The sequence below is a fragment of the Devosia ginsengisoli genome (genome assembly GCF_024707105.1).
GTDB classification, from domain to species: Bacteria; Pseudomonadota; Alphaproteobacteria; order Rhizobiales; family Devosiaceae; genus Devosia; species Devosia ginsengisoli_A.
Map to the genome: position 1 here is coordinate 508868 of NZ_JANQAJ010000011.1, position 20801 is coordinate 529668.

The window sequence follows — 20801 nt, forward strand, 5'->3', positions numbered from 1 at the left end:
GATCAGTCGACCGGCGCGCCGACGCGCTCGTGTTCCATCGTATCGCCGGGCTTCAGCCCGATTTCGACCGAGCGGCCGCCGGGGATTTCCAGCACGAATTGTACCGGCACTTCCGAGGGAATGCCGGTCACGTCATGCGGGACGGCATTGACGTGGATGGTTTTGACCACACCGGCGGCATCCACGAAGATCATGTCGAGCGGGATGAAGGTGTTGCGCATCCAGAAGGATACCGGGCGCTCTTCCTTGAAGTCGAACAGCATGCCGGCATCTTCGGCCAGCTCGGTGCGATACATCAGTCCCTGCGCGCGGCTCTCGGGCGTATCGACCACTTCGACATTGAAGCTGTAGTCGCCAGTGGATGAGTGCAGCACCAGCCTGCCCTCGTCGCTGCAGGCCGCCAGCGGCAGCGCGACCATGGCGATCGCTGCTACGGCCGCGGTGCGGCGCAGCACCGGGGCAAAGCCTTGGGCAAACAGCATCATGGGTGAATTCCTAGTGGGAGGACGGTGCGTCGCCCCAACCATCGGGCCGGATTTCGGCGACCATAAGGCCCTTGGGGCCATTGCCGTAGCGCACCAGCACATATTGGCCCGGCCGCAATTCGGTGATGCCGAAGCGGCGCAGGGTTTCCATATGCACGAAAACGTCGGGCGTGCCCTCGCCGGCGGAGAGGAAACCGAAGCCGCGGATGCGGTTGAACCATTTGACTTCGAGCCGAACCATGCCCGAGGTCGGCTCGACCACGACATGGGTGCGCGGTGCGGGCATTTGGGCGGGGTGGCGGGCGGTCGATTCGTCCATGGAGACGATGCGGAAGGCCTGCAGGCCACCGGGGCGGTTGAGCGCCTCGACGACGATGCGGGCGCCTTCATAGGCGGTCTGGTAGCCGTCACGGCGCAGGCAGGTCACATGCAGCAGCACATCGGGCATGCCGTTGTCGGGGACGATGAAACCGAAGCCCTTGCCGGCGTCGAACCACTTGATGGCGCCGGAAACCTCGATCGTCGCATCATGCCCGGCATCCGATGACATCATGTCATCGCGGCTGGTCGAGCCTGTCTCCCCCGACAGGCCCGTGCCTTCTTCGCCTTCGCCAGTGAACTTGGCCCCCATGCTCCCCAAAGCCCTTTTACTCGCCTCGCCGCCGCGAGGTACTCCACAAGACAGGAGGACACTGTGTCCGATTCAAAAGCAATTGTTAAGACTCTGTTTGGAATTGCGGCGCGGGCCCGGGCTTGATAGGCCAGCGACAACGATTTCGCCAAGGAGACAGCGCCATGAAATACCTGCACACCATGGTCCGGGTGACCGATGTCGAAGCCAGCCTGCGCTTTTATTGCGAGGGCCTGGGGCTGGAAGAGGTGCGGCGAAGCGAGAATGAGAAGGGTCGCTATACGCTGATTTTCCTGGCTGCACCCGGCGATTCGGGTGGCGAGGTGGAGCTGACCTATAACTGGGATCCCGAGGAATATACCGGCGGGCGCAATTTCGGGCACCTGGCCTATCGTACCCAGGATATCTACAAGCTCTGCCAGCATCTTAGCGATATGGGAATCACCATCAACCGGCCGCCGCGCGACGGGCACATGGCTTTCGTGCGCTCCCCCGACGGCATTTCGGTGGAGCTGATCCAGGACGGATCGCTGCCGCCGCAGGAGCCGTGGCTGTCGATGCCGAACACTGGCAAATGGTAGGAATTGGTTAGCGTACTGTTAGCATCGACATGCGCGAGCGGTGAAATTCGTTAACCGTTTCGCTTAGCCGACGGTTAGCGAAACCGGTCGTATTTTAGCGACTTCACAGAACGGACCGTTGCCTGTTGCGCAAGCGCAACAGGGGTCTTTCGGAAGCCGCCATGCAGACCAAAACCCGCTCCATTGCCGCCCTTGTGGTCACGGCCCTCGCGTTAGCAGCCTGTGCCCCCATGGCGATGTTCGCCAGCTCCAGCGGCTCGGGCTATGCCGGCAAACGCAGCGACTGGGGCACATTCGTCTCCAGCCGCGAGGTCAATGCGCTCTGCATCTCGCCCAAGCTCAGATTCCTCATCTGGGAGTTCGAGGGGCATTTCGGCAAGAAGGTCATCATGAATTCCGGCTATCGCGACGGCCAGCATAACAGTGCGGCGGGCGGCGCGGATAATTCCTACCACACCAAATGCATGGCGGCCGATTTCTACATTCCTGGTGTCGACAAGCGGCAGCTCATCGCCTTTGCCATGCAGACCGGCAGCGTGGGCGGACTGGGCTGCTATCCGGGCAAGAGCTTCATCCATGTGGATGTGCGCGACCGTCCGCGCGGCTATAACAGGCCGGTGACATTCTCGGGGTGTTAAAAACATCCACAGGGGCTTGCACTTAACAAATCCCCCAACTATACGGTCGACCAGCGCTTAAGCGCCCTTCGTCTATCGGTTAGGACGGCACCCTTTCACGGTGCAGAGAGGGGTTCGACTCCCCTAGGGCGTACCATTCCCCCTTGCTGGCGGGGAAGCTGACAGCTAGCATCGAGTTCCTTGCTCCGCGCCCATCGTCTAGCGGTCAGGACACCGCCCTCTCACGGCGGGAACAGGGGTTCGATTCCCCTTGGGCGTACCAGGGACTGCAATGACTTAGGTCATATTCCCCTTTATTCCGACAATGTCACCGGCGAAGCCGATCCCTGTCGGCTTGCCCGGCTTGTGTCCGGACAAGCCGGGTGATGACGATGAGCATCGGTCCCGAAAGGCGATGAGTTCTCCGGGTGAACACCCAGTTCGAGGCCGGGAGACGCCATGTGGGCTTTACGATTCCTGCGCGTGAGGCGTAGGTGGGTAAAACTCAGGCACAACCTCCCTTCTCCCCTCGCGGGACAAGAGGCCCGAAGGGCGGATGTTGTCTGTGGGCATTGAAGCATGGGCGAGCGCAGCCCCTCACCCGATTTTCCGGCTGGACGCCGCAAAATCACCCTCTCCCACAAGGGGCGAGGGGTGGCTCCACTCGGGGACCACCATGTGGCCCCAACCTTCCGTGAAATGTCGTCGCACGAGGCTGAATTCCATGTGAAGGCCGGGTTCATGCGGCGTTCCGGGTCGCCGGTCCATTCTCCACCCTGCCCTAATGGCAAAAAGGAGAAAGACAATGCGAAGCAAGTTGGTAGTGACGAGTGCGCTGGCGGTTGCGCTAGGTTTTGCGGCGATCGGGCCGTCCCTGGCAGCCAGTGTCGGTTTTTTTGTCAGCCCGGGAGCGGGCCTCACCTTCCAGCAGAAACCCGGTGCGGGTGACAGATCTGGTTCCGATATGGATGAGCTTGAATGGGATCTGATGTGTGGAGAGGGCGCCTGGCTTGTCATCTATGATGAAGATGAAAACGGTGACCGGGTCGAGGGAACTGAACAGTACGATTGCGTACCCGACTGACGAACCCGGACCAGGCGGATGCTGCCCTTGGACGTATCCGCCTGATCCGGCGGTGCGGACTTTCCGCGCTCTCCCTCAAAAGCGGCTCGCGGCGTCAGCGCCAAGTCAGGCGATCAACCCTGCCCCGATGTGGTGTCGGCCGATCGGCACGATCATCGGTGTGTCGGAGACCGGATCGATGACCACCCTTGATGCCATCCCAAACACATCGGCGACCACTGCTTCGGTCATGACTTCGGCCGGCCTTCCCTCGGCCACCAGTTTCCCGGCCTTCATCGCCACGATGTGGTCGGCGTAGCGGCAGGCGAGGTTGAGGTCGTGCAGGACGACGACGACGGTGCGGCCGGCATGCTTGACCAGGTCGGTGAGCAGGTCGAGGACTTCGACCTGGTGGTTGATGTCGAGGAAGGTGGTGGGCTCGTCGAGCAGCAGGACGTCGGTCTGTTGCGCCAGAGCCATGGCGATCCAGACGCGCTGGCGCTGGCCGCCGGAGAGTTCGTCGACTGGGCGGTCGGCCAGGTCGAGCGTGTTGGTGGCGGTAAGGGCTTCGGCGACGGCGGCATCGTCCTCTGGCGTCCAGCGGCGGAACCAGCCCTGATGCGGATAGCGGCCGCGGCCGACGAGATCGGCGACGACGATGGCATCGGGCGCGATGGGGGATTGCGGCAGCACGCCGAGGATGGTGGCGACTTCGCGGGTCGGCATCTGGTGGATGGGCTTGCCATCGAGATAGACGGCACCGCGACTGGGTGCGAGGAGACGGGCGAGGCCACGCAGGACGGTGGACTTGCCGCAGGCATTGGCGCCGACGATGACCGTGAGCTTGCCGGGCGGAATGGTGAGGCTGAGGTCGTCCACGACCTTGCGCTCGCCATAGGCCAGGTCGATGCCGGCAGCGAGAAGCTGGTGATCAATGGTCATTTCACAGTCCTCTCGAAGTCCTCATGGTGAGCTTGCCGAACCATGCGGGCGGGCACGCCGCCAGTGCCACGCCCTCGTGGTTCGACAAGCTCACCATGAGGTCTACTGATAGATAGCCCCAGTATGGTCAGTACCATCAGTTCACCTTCCCGGCCCGGTTGGACACGACCAGCAGCCAGAGCAGGAAGCCGGCGCCGAAGACGCCGGTGACGACGCCGACGGGCAATTGCACCATGGGCAAGGCGTGCTGGGCCACCAGGTCGGAGCCGAGCATGACCAGAGCGCCGACCAGGGCGGCCTGCACAAAGCCCTTGCCCGCGCCTGATAGCAGGTTGCGGGCGATGGGGCCGGCGACGAAGGCGACGAAGGTAACCGGGCCGACGGCTGCGGTGGCGAAGGCGGCATAGGCCACGGCGACCAGCATGAGGCCCAGCCGCACGGCTTCGACGCGGGCGCCGAGCGCCGTGGCCGTATCGTCGCCCAATTGCATGGCGTCGAGCGTGCGGACCAGCAGTATGGTGACGGGAAGCAGCAGCGCCAGGGCGATGGCGAGGCCGATAATGTCGCCGCTATTGGAGGCGTTGAGGCTGCCGATGAGCCAGCCCAGGGCCTTCTGCACCTCGAAGAGACGGGCGCGGGTGAACAGATAGGACATGACGGCCGACATCATGGCGGCCATGCCGATGCCGATCAGCACGACGCGATAGGCGGTGACGCCGCCGCGCCAGGACAGGGCATAGATGATGAGCGCCGTGAGGATGGCGCCTACCAGGGCGCCCAGCGAGACCCAGATGCCGGAGAAGCCCAGGATGATGATGCAGAACACTGCCGAAGCACTGGCGCCGTGGGAGATGCCGATAATATCCGGACTGGCCAAAGGGTTACGCAGAAGCGTTTGGAAAATGATTCCGCTGAGGGCGAAGGATATGCCGGTCAGCACGGCCAGCGTGGCGCGGGGCAGACGGACATTGAGCACGATGAAATCGACGCCCCTGTCGGTCAGGCCGGTCAGGGGCGAGAGCAGCGAGCGCAGCACCTCGCCGGGCGGCACATAGTAATCGCCGAGATAGAGGGCGGCGGCGAAAGTCAGCGCCAGGAGGACAAGCAGCGCCAGCGTGATCGCGCGGCGGCGGGTGGCCAGGCGGTGGCGAATGTGGCGGACGGTGCCGGCGGCTTCGAGCATGGCCATCAGAGGGAAGCCAGCTTGCGGCGGCGGACCAGCGCGATGAAGAACGGCGCGCCGAGAAAGGCCGTGACGATGCCCACCTGCACCTCGCCCGGCGGAGCGATGACGCGGCCGATGACATCGGCGCCGAGCAGCAGGATGGGCGCCAGCAGCATGGAATAGGGCAAAATCCAGCGATAGTTGGGGCCGGTAATGGCGCGGGCGACATGGGGCACGGTGAGGCCGACAAAGGCGATGGGTCCGGCCGCGGCAGTGGCGCCACCGGCCAGGATGACGGCGGCCAGCCCGGCAATGGCGCGGGAGCGGTCGACATTCTGCCCGAGCGAACGGGCCACATCCTCGCCCATGGAGAGACCATCGAGCATGCGGCCGGTGGCGAGGGCCAGGACGATGCCGACGGCGAGGAAGGGAGCGACCTGGATGAAGATATCCATATCGCGGCCCACGAGCGAACCGACCTGCCAGAAGCGGATTTCATCGAGCGTGCGCGGGCTGGTGAGCAGGATGGCATTGGTGACCGACTGCATGGCGGCAGTCATGGCGGCGCCGGCCAGAGCCAGCTTGATGGGGGTGGCGCCTTCACGACCGAGCGAGGCCACGGCATAGACCACCAGCATGGCGACTCCGGCACCGATAAAGGCCAGCCAGACATAGGCGCTGAGCTGGGTGATGCCGAAAACAGCGACGCCGAGCACGACGAAGACGGCGGCGCCGGAATGGATGCCGAGAATGGAGGGATCGGCCAGGGGATTGCGCGTGGCGCCCTGCAAAACCGCGCCGGAGAGGCCCAGGGCGGCGCCGACGGCGAGGCCGATGGCGGTACGCGGCAGGCGCAGGTCCCAGATGATGCGGTGATCGGTGGAGTCAGGGTCGAAGGCGGTCAGCGCCGTCCAGACGGTTTCAAGCGTGATGGGGCGGGCGCCGACGGTGACGGAGAAGAAGGCGACCAGCAGCAATGCCACGGCAAGGCAAAGGAGGCCGAGCGCGAGCGCGGCCCCCTGGTTCTGGCTATGCCGGCCGGCGCGTCGGGCATCAGTCGCCCAGGTTCTCGTCGGCGGCGTTGATGGCAGCGGTGATCTTGTCGAGCTCGCGGGCATAGGCGCCGTAATTGCGCAGCCAGAAGGCCGGCCAATCGGTGACGGCGCCGGCAGCGGCGGCCTTCATCAGTGTCCAGGTCGGCTGGGCCAGGGCGGTTTCCATGGTGGCGGGCGAGCGGTTGTCGACCAGGATCAGGTCGGGCTCGTACTTGTCGGTGTTTTCCCAGGAGAGGGTTTCCCAATAGCCGCGATCGTCGGCCACTTCGGGATCGATGAGGTTGAGGCCCCAGGCGTGGAAATCCATCAGTTCGGCGGCGCCGGCGGTGGCGGCGACATAGAGCGCGTCGGTGCCGGCCCAGATAGCGAGCGCGGTGAGATCAGGCTTGGCTGCCGTGGCGGCTTCGAAGGCGGCCTTGGCGGTTTCGAAAGCGGCCTTGTCGGCGGCGATTGACGGCTCGTCGAGATCGGCGCCGAGGCTGGCGGCGATGGTTTCGTAATCCTCGATGAGGGCGAGGATGGAATCGCCATTGGTGGGGCCGGTAATGGGGGCGAGCGGGGTCAGCGCATTGACGACGTTTTCGCCGCCGCTCCAGGCATTGTCGAGGGGCCAGTATTCGGCAATGACCAGATCGGGCTGGAGGGCGGCGGCCTTTTCGATATCGACCTCGCCCCAGGCCTGGCCGATCAGCTCGATGCCTGTGAGGTCGAGACCCTGCAGGGCCTTGGCCTCGGCCAGCGGGCCATCGGCATAGATGCCGACCGGGCGGATACCAAGCGGAATGAGGCCGGCCGCAGCGTCCTGGCTGGCGATGATGCGGGTGGGGACTTCGTCGAGGGTGACGGTGTTGCCGAGGCTGTCGGTGTAGAACCAGGGTTCGGCCTGGGCCATGACCGGGGTCAGGGCGAAGGCGGCGACGGAGAGGGAAAGCAGGGTCCTGGACAGCATTTTCGGCTCATGCGCTGGTGGATGAAACTCGGCCGTTCCCTACGGGAGGTAAGTTGATTGGTCAAGTCATGTTTAGCGCGTGAGCGAGAGCACCACCTCTGCCGAGCGTCCAGCAGTGCAGAGCCCTCGGGTCAGGCCCGAGGGTGACGATGGAGGATGAGGCGAGCGCCGCTATACCGGCTTGCGGTATTGATAGATGCCGACGTCGATGGAGCCTTCGGTGAAGCCGGCTTCGCAATAGGAGAGGTAATAGACCCACTTGCGCCGGAATTCCTCGTCGTAGCCAAGGGGGGCGATCATGGGCCACCGTTCGAGGAAACGCTCGCGCCAGAGTTTGAGGGTCCGGGCGTAGGACAGGCGAAAGGTTTCGACGTTTTCGAGCACGAGATTATACTTCTCGCCGAAATCCTTCATCACCGTCTTGGTGAGCAGCATGCCGCCGGGGAAGATGTAGCGCTGGATGAAATCGGGGCCGCTCTTGTAGCCCTCGAAATCGGCCTCGTTGATGGTGATGGCCTGGATGGCGGCGGTGCCGCCGGGCTTGAGGCGATCGTGGATGGTCTGGAAATAGCTGGGCCAGTTATCCTCGCCCACGGCCTCGATCATCTCGATGGAGCCGATATGGTCGAACTGGCCTTCGGTGTGGCGATAATCCTCGAAGACCAGGGTGGCGAACTTGTCGAGGCCCTGGCGGGCCAGGCGTTCGAGACCGAATTTGAGCTGTTCGGCCGAGAGGGTGATGCCGCGCAGATGGGCCTTGTAGTCGCGAGCGACGGTTTCGGCGAAGCCGCCCCAGCCGCAGCCGATTTCGAGCACGGATGAGCCTTCGGTGATGCCGGCCATGTCGGCGACGCGGCGGTATTTGGCGAGCTGGGCTTCCTCGAGGCTCTGGTCGCCGGAGGTGAAGACCGCCGAGGAATAGGTCATGGATGGATCGAGCCACTGGCCGTAGAAGTCGTTGCCGAGGTCGTAGTGCTCGGCGATGTTCTTCTTGGAGCCCTCGAGCGTGTTGCGGCGCGCGAGGTGGTAATGCAGGTCGCCGGCGGCCTTGCGGAAAAAGCCGGGATTGGCGTTTTCGAACATGTCGCGGTTCTGCAGGAAGAAGCGGAACAGGGCCGTGAGGTCGTCCACTTCGATGTCGCCCGCCATATAGGCGGCGGCAAAGCCCACCGTGCCGCGCTGCATGGCCTCGGTCAGCACGCGGAAATTGTTGAGGCGCAGGGTGGCGTGTTCGCCGGTCGCCGGATTGCCGACGGTGCGGGTGCGGCCATTGGGGAAAATGACGGTCAGCGCGCCGTGGCTGGGCTTGCCGACCATGGCGACGCCGATGCGCTCGACGGCCCAGGAGGCAAACCGGGTCCACAGGGTTACGCCGGTATCGGTGGAATTTTCTGCTAGGGACTTCGTCATCGGGCCGCTTGATCCAAATTACTAAACCTGGCGACGGCATCTGAGCTGCCGCCTCAATGCGAGTGTCGGCGGCACACCCCTGAGCGAAAAACGGCGCTTCCAAGGTCTGCCTGAAACCAGTTTATCCGCCATAAGAGGATATGCAAGCAGCAGTTTTCGGCTGGACGAACCGGTTCGTCAGCCCTTGGGGCGGGCCAGATCGGTGAGGCGGAACTGCACCTGCTCGCGGCCCTGGTAGTGATCGATGGAGAGTGCGCCGGCGAAATGGAACGCCGAATCGGCATCGCGCAGCAGGGCATCGCCAATGGCGGTGCTGGCGGCGCGGAAGGCGATGGCCTTGAGGCGGGCGCCATCCTCGGAGGCCAGGGTAAAGCTGACATGGCCGCCCTTGCCGACGACCTGGGCGAAGCGAGCGCGGTGGGCGGGAAAGGCGAAGACCGGGCTTGGATTGCCTGAGCCATAAGGCCCTGCCCGCTCGAGATCATGCACCAGATCGAGGCTGGCGCCGCGCGCGGTGAGCGCCGCATCGACCGAGAGGGCCGTGGCGGCGCGGGCGGCGGTGACATCGACAGAGAGCGCCCCGGCGAGGAAGGAGCGGAAGGGGCCGAGCTGGCCGGGCTTGATGGTGACGCCAGCCGCCATGGCGTGGCCGCCGCCCTTGGCGACGAGGCCAAGTTCCACCGCTTCGATGACGGCGCGGCCCAGATCGACGCCGGGCATGGAGCGGCCCGAGCCGGTGCCGGTGCCGTCAGGCCCGAGGGCAATGGCGAAGGTAGGGCGCTCGAAGCGCTCGCGCAGGCGGGCGGCGATGAGGCCGGCGACGCCGGGATGCCAATTGGCGGAAGCGAGCACGAGGACCGGAGGCCCCTCCCCGCTGCCGATCTCCATTTCGGCCACGGCGGCAGCTTCTTCCACCGCCTCGACCTCGATGCGCTGGCGTTCCGAATTGAGTTCGTCGAGCCGGGCGGCGAGGGCAAGGGCGTGGTGTTCGTCGTCCACGGTCAGCAATTCGGTGCCCATGGCGGCATTGCCGATGCGGCCGCCGGCATTGATGCGCGGGCCGATGAGAAAGCCCAGGTGATAGGGATTAAGCGGGCCGCTGAGGCGGGCGGCCAGTGCCAGGGCCGCGATGCCCTTGTTGTCGCCACGGCGGGCGACTTCGAGACCCCGCACGACGAAGGCGCGATTTAGCCCGGTGAGCGGGACGACATCGCAAATGGTGGCGAGGGCGACGAGATCGAGCAGTTTCAGCAGATCCGGCAGACCGGCATCGCCGCGGTTACGCAAGGCGCGGTTGACGGCAACCAGGACCATGAAGGTGACGCCGGCAGCGCAGAGGTAGCCGAGGCCGGAAATATCGTCGGGGCGGTTGGGATTGACCAGGGCGGTGGCGTCGGGGAGTTCGTGGTCGCTGAGGTGGTGATCGATGACCAGTACATCGGCGCTCCTGCCCCGTGCATGGGCGATGGGGCCGTCGCTGGTGGTGCCGCAATCGAGGGTGATGACGAGGCTGGCGCCGGAATCGATCAACTTGTCCATGGCCGCGATATTGGGACCGTAGCCCTCGAAGATGCGGTCGGGGATATGCACCTGCGGCTCGATGCCGAAATGCCCGAGGTAGCGGGCCATGAGGGCGCAGGAGCAGGCGCCGTCGACATCGTAATCACCAAACAGGGCAATGGCCTCGTTATCGGTGATGGCCTTGGCGAGGCGCTCAGCCAGGGCATCCATGGCGGTCAGGGTCGAGGGATCGGGCATGAGGCCACGAATGGTGGGTTCGAGCCAGGTAGCGGCGTCATCGAGGCTCACGCCGCGGGCGGCGATGATGCGGGCGAGGATTTCGGAAATGCCCGATCGCTGGGCGATGGCGGTGGCGGTGCGGGTAGTGGTGGCATCGAGCCGATCGATCCAGGCGCGGCCGGTGACCGAGCGGGTGACGTCAAGGAAAGGGCGCGGCGCGTCGAGCATGGGGCAGAGGTAGGCGATTTGGGGGATGGTGGGAAGAGGAAGAGTACCCCCTCCTAGCCTCCCCCTGAAAAGGGGAGGAATCTGCGCGGTGGTTATGGCGCTAAGGGCGCAGGACCTCTCACCCGTAATTTCTTCTGGACGAAGAAATTACCCCCTCTCCCACAAGGGGCGAGGGGTGGCTCCACTCTTGGGAGTGGTTGCCACGCCCTCGTGGTTCGACAAGCTCACCATGAGGGCTGCTTGGCGTTTAGCGGCTACCTTGCGTGCTGGGCCTTGATCCAGCGGACGGTCTGGCTCCAGCTTCGCATGACGATGGTGCTGGTTTCGACGGACCGGCGGCGTAGGCGGATGCCTTCGAGCAAGGTGCCATCGGTGACGCCGGTGGCTGCGACAAGGACGTCGCCGGCAGCCAGGTCGGTGACATCGTAGATGCGGTTGGGATCGGTGATGCCCATGGCGACAGCGCGCTCGCGCTTGGGCGGGGTATCGAGGATGAGCTTGCCCTGCATCTGGCCACCGATGCAGCGCAAAGCCGCGGCGGCGAGGACGCCTTCGGGGGCACCGCCGGAGCCGAGATAGATATCGATGCCCGTATCCTCGGTGTTGACCGCGTGGATGACGCCGGCAATGTCGCCATCGCTGATGAGCTTGACGGCGACGCCGGTGGTGCGCAGTTCCTCGATAAGGGCGGCGTGGCGAGGGCGATCGAGCACGATGGCGGTGATTTCGCTGAGCGGCACGCCCTTGGCCCTGGCCAGGGCCTTGACGTTTTCGGTGGCGGTCCAGTCGATATGCACCGTGCCGGGGGCGTATTCGGCGCCGATGGCGATCTTGTGCATGTAGACGTTGCGGGCGACGTTGAGCAGGCCACCACGTTCGGCCATGGCCAGCACGACGATGGAATCGGGCTGGTTCTTGGCACAGAGGGTGACGCCTTCGAGCGGGTCGACGGCGATATCGACCTCAGGCCCCTGCCCGGCCCCGACCGACTGGCCGATATAGAGATTGTCGACCTCGCCGGCTTCGCCCTCGCCGATGACGATGCGGCCGGAAATGGCGACGCGGTCTAGCTCGGCCTTCATGGCGAGCACAGCAGCTTCGTCGGCGGCCTGCTCATTGCCCTTGCCGCGCCATTCGGCGGCGGCGATGGCGGCGCGTTCGGTGACACGCACCAGTTCCAGCGCCAGGCTGCGATGCAGGTTGGCGGGGCTTCTCTCGCCCTCGACCTTCGATAATCTCATATTTCCTCCCGGGCCTGACTTGCCCCGGGGCGCTGCGCGAGAACGCGATGGCGGCCTGCAAAGCCCGGTTCTCTGCGCTTCCGGTGCTCACGTACTTAAACGTACGCTGCGCTCCGGTTCTCGAAAACCAGCCTTTTCGACTCGCCCTGACGTTCTCTCACAGCGCCCCGGGTGGGGATATCAGAGCGTTTCGATCCGGATCAATTGCGGTTCACCGACGATAAACCCGTCAGCGGCGATCTGCGCAAGCGATTCACGCACGGACGATTCCAAAGTCTGCTGGGTGATCATCACCACGGTGCGGGTGGGCGAGCCATCCGGCGCGACGGCTTTAGCGCCCAAATCGGACCGCTGGATGACGGAATCGATGGAAATGCCGCGCTCGCCCATGCGGGTGGAAATGGCGGCCAGAGCGCCGGGCACATCCTTGGCATTGAGGCGGATATAATAGCCGCCATCATGCGCGCGGTTGGGGGCCTGCTTGTAGGGCAGCAGCTCGTGGCTGGGCACGCCGAGCGGCGGCACGCGGGTGCCGCGGGCGATGTCGAGAATATCAGACAGCACCGAAGAGGCCGTGGGTGGGCCGCCGGCCCCGGGGCCGGCCAGCAGCAGTTCGTGGACGTGGTCGGTTTCCAGCGCCACGGCATTCATGACGCCATCGACGCCGGCAATGGCCGAGCCCTTGGGCACGAAAGTGGGATGCACGCGCTGCTCGATGCCCTGATCGGTGCGCTGGGCGATGCCGAGCAGCTTGATCTTGTAGCCGAGCTCGGCGGCGACCTTGATATCGTGTTGGGTGATGCGGGAAATGCCTTCGACGCGGATCTCGTTGGGCGCGATCTCGTAGCCGAAGCAGAGCGTGGCGAGAATGGAAAGCTTGTGGGCGGTGTCGAAGCCTTCGACGTCGAAAGTGGGGTCGGCTTCGGCATAGCCGAGGGCCTGCGCGTCCTTGAGGCAATCGGCGAAACTGATGTCCTCATTGCCCATGCGGGTGAGGATGTAGTTGCAGGTGCCGTTCATGATGCCGAAGACCTTGGCGATGCGGGCCGAGCCCAGGCCCTCGCGCAGGGTCTTGATGACGGGGATGCCGCCGGCGACGGCGGCCTCGAAGCCGAGCTGGGCGCCGGATTCTTCGGCCAGACGGGCGAGGGTCACGCCATGCTTGGCGAGCAGGGCCTTGTTGGCGGTGACGACGGGGCGGCCGATTTCGAGGGCGGCTTTGACCGCGGCGAAAGCCGGACCGTCTTCGCCGCCGATGAGTTCGACGAACAGATCGATGCCGTCGGACTTGGCGAGGGCGACCGGATCGTCGAACCAGTCGAGCCCGGAAATATCAATGCCGCGGTCGCGGGAACGCGAGCGCGCGGCAACGGCCGTCACGACGAGCTGGCGCCCCAGTTTTCGCGTGAGGTCGGCGGCGTCCTTCTGCAGGATGCGGACCAGGGTGGCGCCGACATTGCCGAGACCCGCGACGCCGACACGCAGGGGTGTCTGGGTTTCGCCATCGCCAAAATCCTGCATGGCCTTGAGGATGCGCGTGCGGGTATCGGAGCGCGGCTCGCGGCCTTCGCGCAGGTCGAAGACGAACAGCGGATCGCCCGCGACGGTGCGGCCGAACCGTGTCGGCGTCCAGCCACGGGCGGAGATGAAGGTTTCGACGGCTTGGCGGAAGGAAGCAATATCACTCATGGTGGCGCCATGTGCATAGGAATATGCCTAGTCGTCAATAGGAGTTTGGTGGACGCAGAGCGAAGAGTTGCCTTGGCTGCCCGTCATTCTTCGCCACCGCGATGTCATCCCGGCCTTGAGCCGGGATCCATCCTGAGATGTCAGAACAGCCGCCAGATGGTCGTGCCAGTCACTACCACCTTGCGGCTGTGGCCAAATCTCGGGATGGGCCCCGGCTCAGGGCCGGGGTGACACCGTGCGTGTGGGGCGAGAGTGCCCTGCCCTTGCCTACTTCCCGGCCGCCCTGGCGGCGTCGGCGATCAGCTTGATGTATTGGGGGAAGCCCCATTTGATCGAGAGGGCGGTGGGCGGGGAAACTGAATTGATCAGTTCGGCACCCACGATATGGGCCACGGCGCCAGCCTTGACCTGCGGCTGCAGGGCGACCAGCGAATTGGCGAAGAAGGCCGCATCGGTTTCCGGCGTCTCGAAATAGGAAATCAGGATGTCGCTGGTGAGCCGGTCGAAGGTTTCGTAGCTCAGCGAATAGAAGAAACTTTCGCCCTGGGCCAGTTCGGTGACGCTGGGGGCGAGGACCATGCCGAGGTCTTCGAGGAAGCTCATGCGCGGGTCGAGCCCGGCATAGACGGCGACTTCGCCATTATATTCGGCGATACCGGCGAAGCTGGTGCCCTGGACTTCGGGATATTTCGCGGTTTCGGCGGCCATGAACTGTTCGAGTTCGGCGACGAGGGCCTCGGCTTCGGCAGGCTTGCCGATGGCCTTGCCCGAGGTGGTGATGACCTCCTGCCAGGCGGTGCTCCAGGGCAGTTCGGGATAGGCGACGACGGGGGCGATGCCGCTGAGAATATTGTATTCATCCTCGGTCAGGCCGGAATAGACGGCGATAATGAGATCGGGCTGGAGGGCGGCGACAGCTTCGATCGGCACGTCATTGCCTGCGGGAAGAATGGTGGGGAAGGTGCCGCCGAGGGCCGAAACGGCGTCCTTGTCCCAGCCCAGGGCGCCATTCTCGTCGCCGCCATAGGCGAAATGGGGAATGCCGACCGGGACCTCGCCCAGAGCCAGCACGGCATCCTGGCTGGCCCAGCCCCAGGTGACGATGCGCTGCGGCCTGGCGGGGATGGTAGTGGTGCCGAAGGCGTGGGCGATGGTGACCGGAAAATCCTGCGCGTGAGCGGCGGAGCTCAAGGCCGCTGCCGCGAGGATGGCTGCGGCCATGGCGGATCTGACGAAATGATTCATGATTGTCCTCCGGGGACTTGGCATATCAGGGCTTTTCGGCGGCTTCGGCAGCGGCGCCGACGGCAGCGACCAGATCGGGCAAGGCCCAGCGCAGGGAAAGCGGCGTGACCGCGCCACCCACGGCCATGGTGGTGGAGGCGCCGTCGATCAGAACAAGGGCACCCTTTTCGACCTGCGGTGCGCGGGCAGCATAGGGCTGGGCGAAAAAGGCCTCGGCAGCTTCGGGACTATCCATGAAGGCGACGAGAATATCGGCGTCGAGCGAGGCCAGGTTTTCGTAGCTCAGCAGGTAGTTGAATGCACCGGAGTCGCTGTTGTCGAGCTCGGGCGCCGGCAGCAGGCCGAAGGACAGCAGGAGCTTGGTGCGCGGGTCGATGGCCTTGCGGATGGAGATGGAGCCTTCGCCGCTATCGACGAAGTTGATGACGGTCTTGCCGGCAATGGCGGGATATTTGGCGACCTCGTCGGCGATGAAGCGCTCGGTATCGGCAATGAGTTGCGTGGCTTCGCCGGATTTGCCCAGTGCCTCGCCGGTCATGCGGACCACGTCCTGCCAGCTCGCGGTCCAGCGGATTTCGGGGAAGACGACGGTGGGCGCGATCTGGCTCAGCCGCGCATATTCCTCTTCGGAGACACCCGAATAGATGGCGATGATGACGTCGGGATCGAGCGCGGCAATGGCTTCGAAATTGGGGGCACCGGCCCCGTCGCCGAGAATTTCCGGCATGGGCTGGCCGGTTTGTTCGATCGCCGCGCGGGTCCAGGCCAGGAGGCCCTCGCCGTCGCCGCCATAGGTCATCGAGGGGATGCCGACGGGCACGACGCCCAGGGCCAGCACCGCATCCTGCGTGCCCCAGCCCCAGGTGACGACCCGCTGCGGCGCCGCCTCGATGGTGGTGGTGCCATAGGCATGGCCCACGCTGACGGGGAAGGCCTGGGCGAAAGCGGCAGTGGCGGTGAAGGCCACGGGGAGGACGAGGGCAAGCAGGCGGGTGATCATGACGGCGCTCAATGGATGGAGATGGCTCTCCATATAAAAGATGAGTTATTCTGTCATGTATTTATTTCAGGAGATGAGACGCTGGTACGCCACCAGCCGTCACCCTCTGGTCAAGCCCGAGGGTGACGATCGCGGTTTTGGGTATCCCTACCCCACCAGCGGCACGACGTTGCCTGCTCCGGCCTTGGAGCCCAGCAGCTTCTTGATATTGCGGGCGGCCTGGCGGATGCGCTGTTCGTTTTCGACGAAGGCGAGGCGGATATACTGGTCGCCATATTCACCGAAGCCGACGCCGGGGGCGACGCCGACGCCGGTTTCCTTGATGAGGAGCTTGGCGAATTCGAGCGAGCCGAGATGGGCAAACTGGGCCGGAATGGGCGCCCAGGCGAACATGGTGGCCTTGGGTACGGGAATCTCCCAGCCGGCGCGGGCGAAGCTCTCGACCATGACGTCGCGGCGGTGTCTGTAGATCTTGCGGACCTCGTCGATCACGTCATCGCTGCCATTGAGGGCGGCGGTGGCGGCGACCTGGATGGGGGTGAAGGCGCCGTAATCGAGGTAGGACTTTACGCGCGCCAGGGCGGCGATCAGGCGCTCGTTGCCGACGGCGAAGCCGACGCGCCAGCCGGGCATGGAATAGGTCTTGGACATGGAGGTGAATTCCACCGAAATGTCGATGGCGCCGGGCACCTGCAGCACGGAAGGCGGCGGATCGTTCTCGTCGAAATAGATCTCGGAATAGGCCAGATCGGAGAGGATGAAGATGTCGTGCTCGCGGCAGTATTTGACGACCTCGGTGTAGAAATCGAGGCTCGCCGTATAGGCGGTGGGATTGGCCGGGTAGTTCAGCACCAGCGCGATGGGCTTGGGGATCGAGTGCCGCACGGCACGATCGAGCGAGCGCATGAAATCTTCATTCGGATCGGCCGGCATGGAGCGGACGACGCCGCCAGACATGATGAAACCGAAGGAATGGATGGGATAGGTCGGATTAGGCACCAGCACCACATCGCCGGGCGCCGTGATGGCCGAAGCCATGTTGGCGAAGCCTTCCTTGGAGCCCAAAGTTGCCACGACCTGGGTATCGGGATTGAGCTTCACGCCGAAGCGGCGGCCGTAATAGCTGGCCTGGGCCTTGCGCAGACCGGGAATGCCGCGCGAGGTGGAATAGCGGTGGGTGCGGCCGTCCTTGACCGTTTCCTGCAGCTTTTCGACGATGTGCTGCGGGGTGGGCATATCGGGATTGCCCATGCCCAGATCGATCACGTCGACGCCTTCGGCGCGGGCCTTGGCCTTGAGCGGATCGATATGGGCAAACACGTAAGGGGGAAGACGGCGGATTTTGTGGAAGTCGGCGCTCATGATTTCCTCGGCGGCCCCGCTGGGACCTAAAACTGGCCGCGACGCGCCCTGGGGCGCCACGCCTCTGATGTTAGAGGCGGATATTATCGCGGAATTGTGGTTGTGAACGGGTTAAGTGGCCCCTGACAGGGGCCGGTCTCGTGTTCGGCTCTTCCCGGCCCGGCTAGGCCATAGGGGAAGAGCTAGCGGGCGTTTGCCGCCGCCATGAGGGCGGCCGCAACTACTGCACGTGCGGCGAGCGAGGCTCCAACCTTGGCAACAGTGTAGAGAGACCGCATGTCCCTTGCCCTTCAGATGCGATTTTTGTAAGGAAATCAGCTATCGACAGGCCGTTCATAAATCCTCCACAGGGTATTGTAAATGGTCCGAGGGGTGCCAACCTTCGGCTCCAGAGCGGTGTATGGTGAGGTAAGACTTTGAAGCGTATTGCCCTTGTCACGATCGGCACGCAAGGCGACGTTCAACCCTATCTGGCCCTTGCGATTGCGCTCAAGGAGCGCGGATACTCGGTTGTCCTGGGGGCTTCGGAAGAGTTCCAGGGCATGGTGGAAGGCTATGGAATCGAGTTCCACACGCTGGGACCATCGATCCAGTCTTTCCTGACGCAGCAGCGATTCGAAAATGCGATGAGCCAATCCATGCTCATCAACGGCCCTTCCCTGTTGCGGCAGGGCCAGCAGATCGTCGATACCGCGGCGCGCCATGCCTGGCATATGTGCCAGGGCGCCGACATGCTGATCCTCAACATGAATACGAGCTTCGGCATCGACATTGCCGAGGCGCTGCATATCCCGGCCATCATGGTGGCGCTGCAACCGCTGAACTCGACCAGCGAATTCCCGCTCTGCATCTATTACGGCGCCGATTTCGGCCCAGCCTTCAACAAGCTGACCTATACGGCCATGACCGTGCAGCAGATCTATTACAACCTGCCGCGCAACAAGCTGCGCCGGGAGCTGATGGGGCTGGATGCACGCAAGAAGGGCGGTTTTTTCCGCAATACGGACGGTACATCGCTGACCACGCTTTATGCCTATTCGCCCGTGGTGTCGCCGCGACCGCGCGACTGGCCGAAAAGCGCGCTGGTGACCGGCTATTGGCAATTGCATGACCGGACCGACTGGCAGCCGTCAGCCGAGTTTCAACAATTTCTCTCCGAGGGCGAGGCGCCTGTTTATATCGGCTTCGGCTCGATGCCGTTCGGGGCGGAGCGCAATACCAAGATTCTCAAGGAAGCGGTGGCCATGTGGGGCGGCCGGGCCGTGGTGGCGCGCGGCTGGGGCGGCATCAATCCGCAGGACCTGCCCGATACGATCTTCGCCATAGAGAAGGCGCCGCACGACAAGCTGTTCAAATATGTCTCGGCCGTGGTGCATCATGGCGGCGCGGGCACGACTTCGGCGGGGCTGCATCTGGGCAGGCCGACCTTCGTCGTGCCGCAGACGGTGGACCAGCCCTATTGGGGCCGCCGCGTCTATGAGCTGGGCTGCGGGCCCAAGCCGGTGCGGCTGCGCAAGCTGACCTCGGAAATCCTGGCGGGGGCGCTGGCGGACCTTTCCACCAACGAGGATTATCGCCGCAACGCCGCCGATATCGCCGAGAAGCTGCAAGGCGAGGACGGAACGGAAAAGGCGATCAAGGTGATCGAGCGGGTGATGACGAATTACGTGCCCCGCATGCCCAAGGCGAAGAAAGTGCGGAAGGCGAAGAAGCCGGCGCTGAAGCTGGTGGGGTGAGCGCGGACGCCTGCTTCGGCTTCCCGTAGTCCGGCGCGTGTGACCACCCCCACCCTTGGTCCCTCCCCACAAGGGGGAGGGAGACGATGAACACCGACATCAGAGCTGGCGCCTCCCTCCCCTTGATGGGGAAGGAATGAGGGTGGGGTGACGGGAGCCACAGAGCCCGCACCCCCCTGTCCCTATTACTCGTTGCAGACGACTTCGAGATTGTTGCCGTCAGGATCGATGACGAAGGCCGCGTAATAGGTCGGCGTGTAGTCACGCAGGCCCGGCGCGCCGTTGTCCTTGCCGCCATTGGCGAGGGCGGCGGCGTGGAAGGCGTCCACGGCCTCGCGTTTATCGGTCTTGAAGGCCAGGTGGATGTTGGAGCTGCCCTTGTCGTCGGCGCCGATCCAGAAGTCGGGATAGGTGCGACCCAGGCCGGCCGCGCCGGGATATTCCATCATCACGGCATAGCCCAGGGGCGCCAGTGTCGCCTTGTAGAAGGCCATCAGATTGTCGAATTGCGTGGTGCGAAGGCCGATATGGTCCAGCATGGAATAGCTCCGGTTCAGTTGCCCGCATGTCGTGCCATGACCTGCTGACAGGGTGTGGCATGAGCGTTGGATCGAGCGTTCCCGGCTCTCTTCGAGGACTCTTCCTATTCCCTGCCCCGTCGCGCCATCCGATAGCTGTAAAGCACGCCCAGCAGCAGCGGCAGCAATACCGCGATCAGTGATCCGATGATCAGGATCGGGGCGGCGCCGGTGAACAGGGTGAGGATGACCAGCAGGGCTCCCGATATCATCATGGCGAGGCCGGCGAAGCGGTGAGTGGCGGCCCAGTTGGCCGGATCGGCCAAAGTGGCCCGAAGCCTTATGCCGCCATAGCGGTTGGGCTGGGACTTGGGCATGATATTGCCGAGCACGATCAGCAGGGCGGCAACGCTCCAGGCGACGACGCGGGGAAGCGCGAAATCGAACTGGAAGACCAGGACGAGTTGGAAGGCCAGGAACATGGCGAGGATGACGGGCAACACCGCCTCCATGACATGGCGGCCGCCGGCCAGCCGTTCCGGGCTGGCGAAGCGCCCGATGGCCCAGAACAGCGCCAGCATGGCAAGGCCCAGCGCGGGCATGAGGATCAGCGCATCGTCGCGGCCGGCGAAGCGGTCTGGCTGGCCGAATATATCCCAGTGGATGGGCAGCCGGGCATCGGCGGGGATGCTGACCACGCCGGCAATGGTGGCGACCGCGATCAGCGACAGCAGGAGATGGTTGAGGCGGGTGAAAACGCGCAAAGCGGTCATTCTTCATCATCCTTGAGCGAGAGGAGGCTGGCCAAGGCCGCTTCCAGAATGCTGGCATTGAGGTGGTAGATGAGGCTGGTGCCCTGACGCTCGACCACGACGAGATCGGCCTCGCGCAGCTTGGCGAAGTGGACCGAGAGCGTGGGCCGGCTGATGTCGAAATGGGTCGCGAGGTCTCCGGCACTCAGCGGACCGGCCTTGAGCAAAGCGAGGACCTTGCGGCGGACCGGATGGGACAGGGCTTCGAAGACGGTGTTGATGCCCACGGAGCAATCCTTATTTCGTTTGTACGCTAATTAGCGAAATGACTAATTAGAGTCAAGACGAAATAGAAGTCCGTGCAGTCCACCGGGTCATTTCCTTGGCGCCCG

Annotated in this window: 20 protein-coding genes and 2 tRNA genes; 6 read left to right on the forward strand and 16 right to left on the reverse strand. The window is 64.2% G+C overall.

Annotated elements, in window-relative coordinates; genetic code table 11:
- Positions 1–2 precede the first annotated feature (2 nt).
- Together NVV79_RS16520 and NVV79_RS16525 are read right to left on the reverse strand one after the other, a co-directional pair.
- Entirely contained in the window at positions 3–485 is a 483-nt protein-coding gene (locus NVV79_RS16520; RefSeq protein ID WP_303991467.1) for a DUF192 domain-containing protein, read from the reverse strand.
- A gap of 10 nt (positions 486–495) precedes the next feature.
- A complete protein-coding gene (locus NVV79_RS16525; RefSeq protein ID WP_303992731.1) occupies positions 496–1038 on the reverse strand; it encodes a cold-shock protein in 543 nt (180 codons plus the stop codon).
- Positions 1039–1280: 242 nt separating this feature from the next.
- Here NVV79_RS16525 and NVV79_RS16530 point away from each other — a divergent pair, with 242 nt between their 5' ends.
- The 5 genes from NVV79_RS16530 to NVV79_RS16550 all read left to right on the forward strand — a co-directional run bounded on the left by NVV79_RS16530 (position 1281) and on the right by NVV79_RS16550 (position 3398).
- Positions 1281–1697, forward strand: a complete 417-nt coding sequence (locus NVV79_RS16530) for a VOC family protein (protein WP_303991468.1) — start codon at positions 1281–1283, stop codon at positions 1695–1697.
- Positions 1698–1858: 161 nt separating this feature from the next.
- A complete protein-coding gene (locus tag NVV79_RS16535) occupies positions 1859–2335 on the forward strand; it encodes a D-Ala-D-Ala carboxypeptidase family metallohydrolase (RefSeq protein WP_303991469.1) in 477 nt (158 codons plus the stop codon).
- A gap of 61 nt (positions 2336–2396) precedes the next feature.
- Positions 2397–2471 (forward strand) — tRNA-Glu (locus NVV79_RS16540).
- Positions 2472–2522: 51 nt separating this feature from the next.
- Positions 2523–2597: transfer RNA gene (locus NVV79_RS16545), tRNA-Glu, on the forward strand.
- A 522-nt stretch (positions 2598–3119) separates the two neighbouring features.
- Positions 3120–3398, forward strand: a complete 279-nt coding sequence (locus NVV79_RS16550; RefSeq protein ID WP_303991471.1) for a hypothetical protein — start codon at positions 3120–3122, stop codon at positions 3396–3398.
- Positions 3399–3503: 105 nt separating this feature from the next.
- Here NVV79_RS16550 and NVV79_RS16555 read toward each other — a convergent pair whose 3' ends face one another.
- The 11 genes from NVV79_RS16555 to NVV79_RS16605 all read right to left on the reverse strand — a co-directional run bounded on the left by NVV79_RS16555 (position 3504) and on the right by NVV79_RS16605 (position 17403).
- A complete protein-coding gene (locus NVV79_RS16555) occupies positions 3504–4319 on the reverse strand; it encodes an ABC transporter ATP-binding protein (protein ID WP_303991473.1) in 816 nt (271 codons plus the stop codon).
- A 136-nt stretch (positions 4320–4455) separates the two neighbouring features.
- Positions 4456–5508, reverse strand: coding sequence for an iron chelate uptake ABC transporter family permease subunit (locus NVV79_RS16560; RefSeq protein ID WP_303991475.1), 1053 nt, complete (start codon positions 5506–5508; stop codon positions 4456–4458).
- Positions 5508–6467, reverse strand: a complete 960-nt coding sequence (locus NVV79_RS16565) for an iron ABC transporter permease (RefSeq protein ID WP_303991477.1) — start codon at positions 6465–6467, stop codon at positions 5508–5510. The genes NVV79_RS16560 and NVV79_RS16565 overlap by 1 nt, the downstream gene beginning before the upstream one ends.
- A gap of 70 nt (positions 6468–6537) precedes the next feature.
- Positions 6538–7488: an ABC transporter substrate-binding protein gene (locus NVV79_RS16570; RefSeq protein ID WP_303991479.1), complete on the reverse strand. Its 951-nt coding sequence runs from the start codon at positions 7486–7488 to the stop codon at positions 6538–6540.
- A 171-nt stretch (positions 7489–7659) separates the two neighbouring features.
- Complete coding sequence (locus NVV79_RS16575; protein ID WP_303991480.1) at positions 7660–8898, reverse strand: cyclopropane-fatty-acyl-phospholipid synthase family protein; 1239 nt, start codon at positions 8896–8898, stop codon at positions 7660–7662.
- Between the two features lie 177 nt (positions 8899–9075).
- On the reverse strand, positions 9076–10866 hold the full coding sequence (gene recJ, locus NVV79_RS16580) for a single-stranded-DNA-specific exonuclease RecJ (protein ID WP_303991482.1): 1791 nt from the start codon (positions 10864–10866) through the stop codon (positions 9076–9078).
- 254 nt (positions 10867–11120) lie between these two features.
- Positions 11121–12107 carry a class II fructose-bisphosphatase gene (glpX, locus tag NVV79_RS16585; protein WP_303991483.1) on the reverse strand — a complete coding sequence of 329 codons (987 nt, stop codon included), beginning with the start codon at positions 12105–12107 and terminating at the stop codon, positions 11121–11123.
- Between the two features lie 180 nt (positions 12108–12287).
- A complete protein-coding gene (locus NVV79_RS16590) occupies positions 12288–13628 on the reverse strand; it encodes a homoserine dehydrogenase (protein ID WP_246132869.1) in 1341 nt (446 codons plus the stop codon).
- A gap of 435 nt (positions 13629–14063) precedes the next feature.
- Positions 14064–15041 (reverse strand): ABC transporter substrate-binding protein, encoded by a 978-nt coding sequence (locus tag NVV79_RS16595; RefSeq protein WP_303991485.1) that lies wholly within the window; start codon positions 15039–15041, stop codon positions 14064–14066.
- Positions 15042–15066: 25 nt separating this feature from the next.
- Complete coding sequence (locus NVV79_RS16600; protein WP_303991487.1) at positions 15067–16041, reverse strand: iron-siderophore ABC transporter substrate-binding protein; 975 nt, start codon at positions 16039–16041, stop codon at positions 15067–15069.
- A 147-nt stretch (positions 16042–16188) separates the two neighbouring features.
- Positions 16189–17403: an LL-diaminopimelate aminotransferase gene (locus tag NVV79_RS16605; RefSeq protein ID WP_303991489.1), complete on the reverse strand. Its 1215-nt coding sequence runs from the start codon at positions 17401–17403 to the stop codon at positions 16189–16191.
- A gap of 416 nt (positions 17404–17819) precedes the next feature.
- On the opposite strand from NVV79_RS16605, the gene NVV79_RS16610 reads away from it, so the two are divergent.
- Complete coding sequence (locus NVV79_RS16610) at positions 17820–19139, forward strand: glycosyltransferase (RefSeq protein WP_303991491.1); 1320 nt, start codon at positions 17820–17822, stop codon at positions 19137–19139.
- Positions 19140–19324: 185 nt separating this feature from the next.
- Here the strand turns inward: NVV79_RS16610 and NVV79_RS16615 are convergent, their stop codons facing one another.
- The 3 genes from NVV79_RS16615 to NVV79_RS16625 all read right to left on the reverse strand — a co-directional run bounded on the left by NVV79_RS16615 (position 19325) and on the right by NVV79_RS16625 (position 20696).
- On the reverse strand, positions 19325–19678 hold the full coding sequence (locus NVV79_RS16615) for a VOC family protein (RefSeq protein ID WP_303991492.1): 354 nt from the start codon (positions 19676–19678) through the stop codon (positions 19325–19327).
- Positions 19679–19782: 104 nt separating this feature from the next.
- Positions 19783–20430 carry an SdpI family protein gene (locus tag NVV79_RS16620; protein ID WP_303991494.1) on the reverse strand — a complete coding sequence of 216 codons (648 nt, stop codon included), beginning with the start codon at positions 20428–20430 and terminating at the stop codon, positions 19783–19785.
- On the reverse strand, positions 20427–20696 hold the full coding sequence (locus NVV79_RS16625) for a metalloregulator ArsR/SmtB family transcription factor (RefSeq protein WP_303991497.1): 270 nt from the start codon (positions 20694–20696) through the stop codon (positions 20427–20429). The genes NVV79_RS16620 and NVV79_RS16625 overlap by 4 nt, the downstream gene beginning before the upstream one ends.
- Between the last annotated feature and the right edge of the window lie 105 nt (positions 20697–20801).

Excerpts from the sequence above, each read along its gene's own strand:
- NVV79_RS16550 (WP_303991471.1), top strand. The coding sequence starts at position 3,120 with ATGCGAAGCAAGTTGGTAGTGACGAGTGCGCTGGCGGTTGCGCTAGGT.
- NVV79_RS16525 (WP_303992731.1), bottom strand. The coding sequence starts at position 1,038 with ATGATGTCATCGGATGCCGGGCATGATGCGACGATCGAGGTTTCCGGC.
- NVV79_RS16575 (WP_303991480.1), bottom strand. The coding sequence starts at position 8,898 with ATGACGAAGTCCCTAGCAGAAAATTCCACCGATACCGGCGTAACCCTG.
- NVV79_RS16535 (WP_303991469.1), top strand. The coding sequence starts at position 1,859 with ATGCAGACCAAAACCCGCTCCATTGCCGCCCTTGTGGTCACGGCCCTC.
- NVV79_RS16560 (WP_303991475.1), bottom strand. The coding sequence starts at position 5,508 with ATGGCCATGCTCGAAGCCGCCGGCACCGTCCGCCACATTCGCCACCGC.
- NVV79_RS16555 (WP_303991473.1), bottom strand. The coding sequence starts at position 4,319 with ATGACCATTGATCACCAGCTTCTCGCTGCCGGCATCGACCTGGCCTAT.
- NVV79_RS16620 (WP_303991494.1), bottom strand. The coding sequence starts at position 20,430 with ATGACCGCTTTGCGCGTTTTCACCCGCCTCAACCATCTCCTGCTGTCG.
- NVV79_RS16605 (WP_303991489.1), bottom strand. The coding sequence starts at position 17,403 with ATGAGCGCCGACTTCCACAAAATCCGCCGTCTTCCCCCTTACGTGTTT.
- NVV79_RS16600 (WP_303991487.1), bottom strand. The coding sequence starts at position 16,041 with ATGATCACCCGCCTGCTTGCCCTCGTCCTCCCCGTGGCCTTCACCGCC.
- glpX (WP_303991483.1), bottom strand. The coding sequence starts at position 12,107 with ATGAGATTATCGAAGGTCGAGGGCGAGAGAAGCCCCGCCAACCTGCAT.
- NVV79_RS16590 (WP_246132869.1), bottom strand. The coding sequence starts at position 13,628 with ATGCAGGATTTTGGCGATGGCGAAACCCAGACACCCCTGCGTGTCGGC.
- recJ (WP_303991482.1), bottom strand. The coding sequence starts at position 10,866 with ATGCTCGACGCGCCGCGCCCTTTCCTTGACGTCACCCGCTCGGTCACC.
- NVV79_RS16520 (WP_303991467.1), bottom strand. The coding sequence starts at position 485 with ATGATGCTGTTTGCCCAAGGCTTTGCCCCGGTGCTGCGCCGCACCGCG.
- NVV79_RS16615 (WP_303991492.1), bottom strand. The coding sequence starts at position 19,678 with ATGCTGGACCATATCGGCCTTCGCACCACGCAATTCGACAATCTGATG.
- NVV79_RS16595 (WP_303991485.1), bottom strand. The coding sequence starts at position 15,041 with ATGAATCATTTCGTCAGATCCGCCATGGCCGCAGCCATCCTCGCGGCA.
- NVV79_RS16570 (WP_303991479.1), bottom strand. The coding sequence starts at position 7,488 with ATGCTGTCCAGGACCCTGCTTTCCCTCTCCGTCGCCGCCTTCGCCCTG.
- NVV79_RS16530 (WP_303991468.1), top strand. The coding sequence starts at position 1,281 with ATGAAATACCTGCACACCATGGTCCGGGTGACCGATGTCGAAGCCAGC.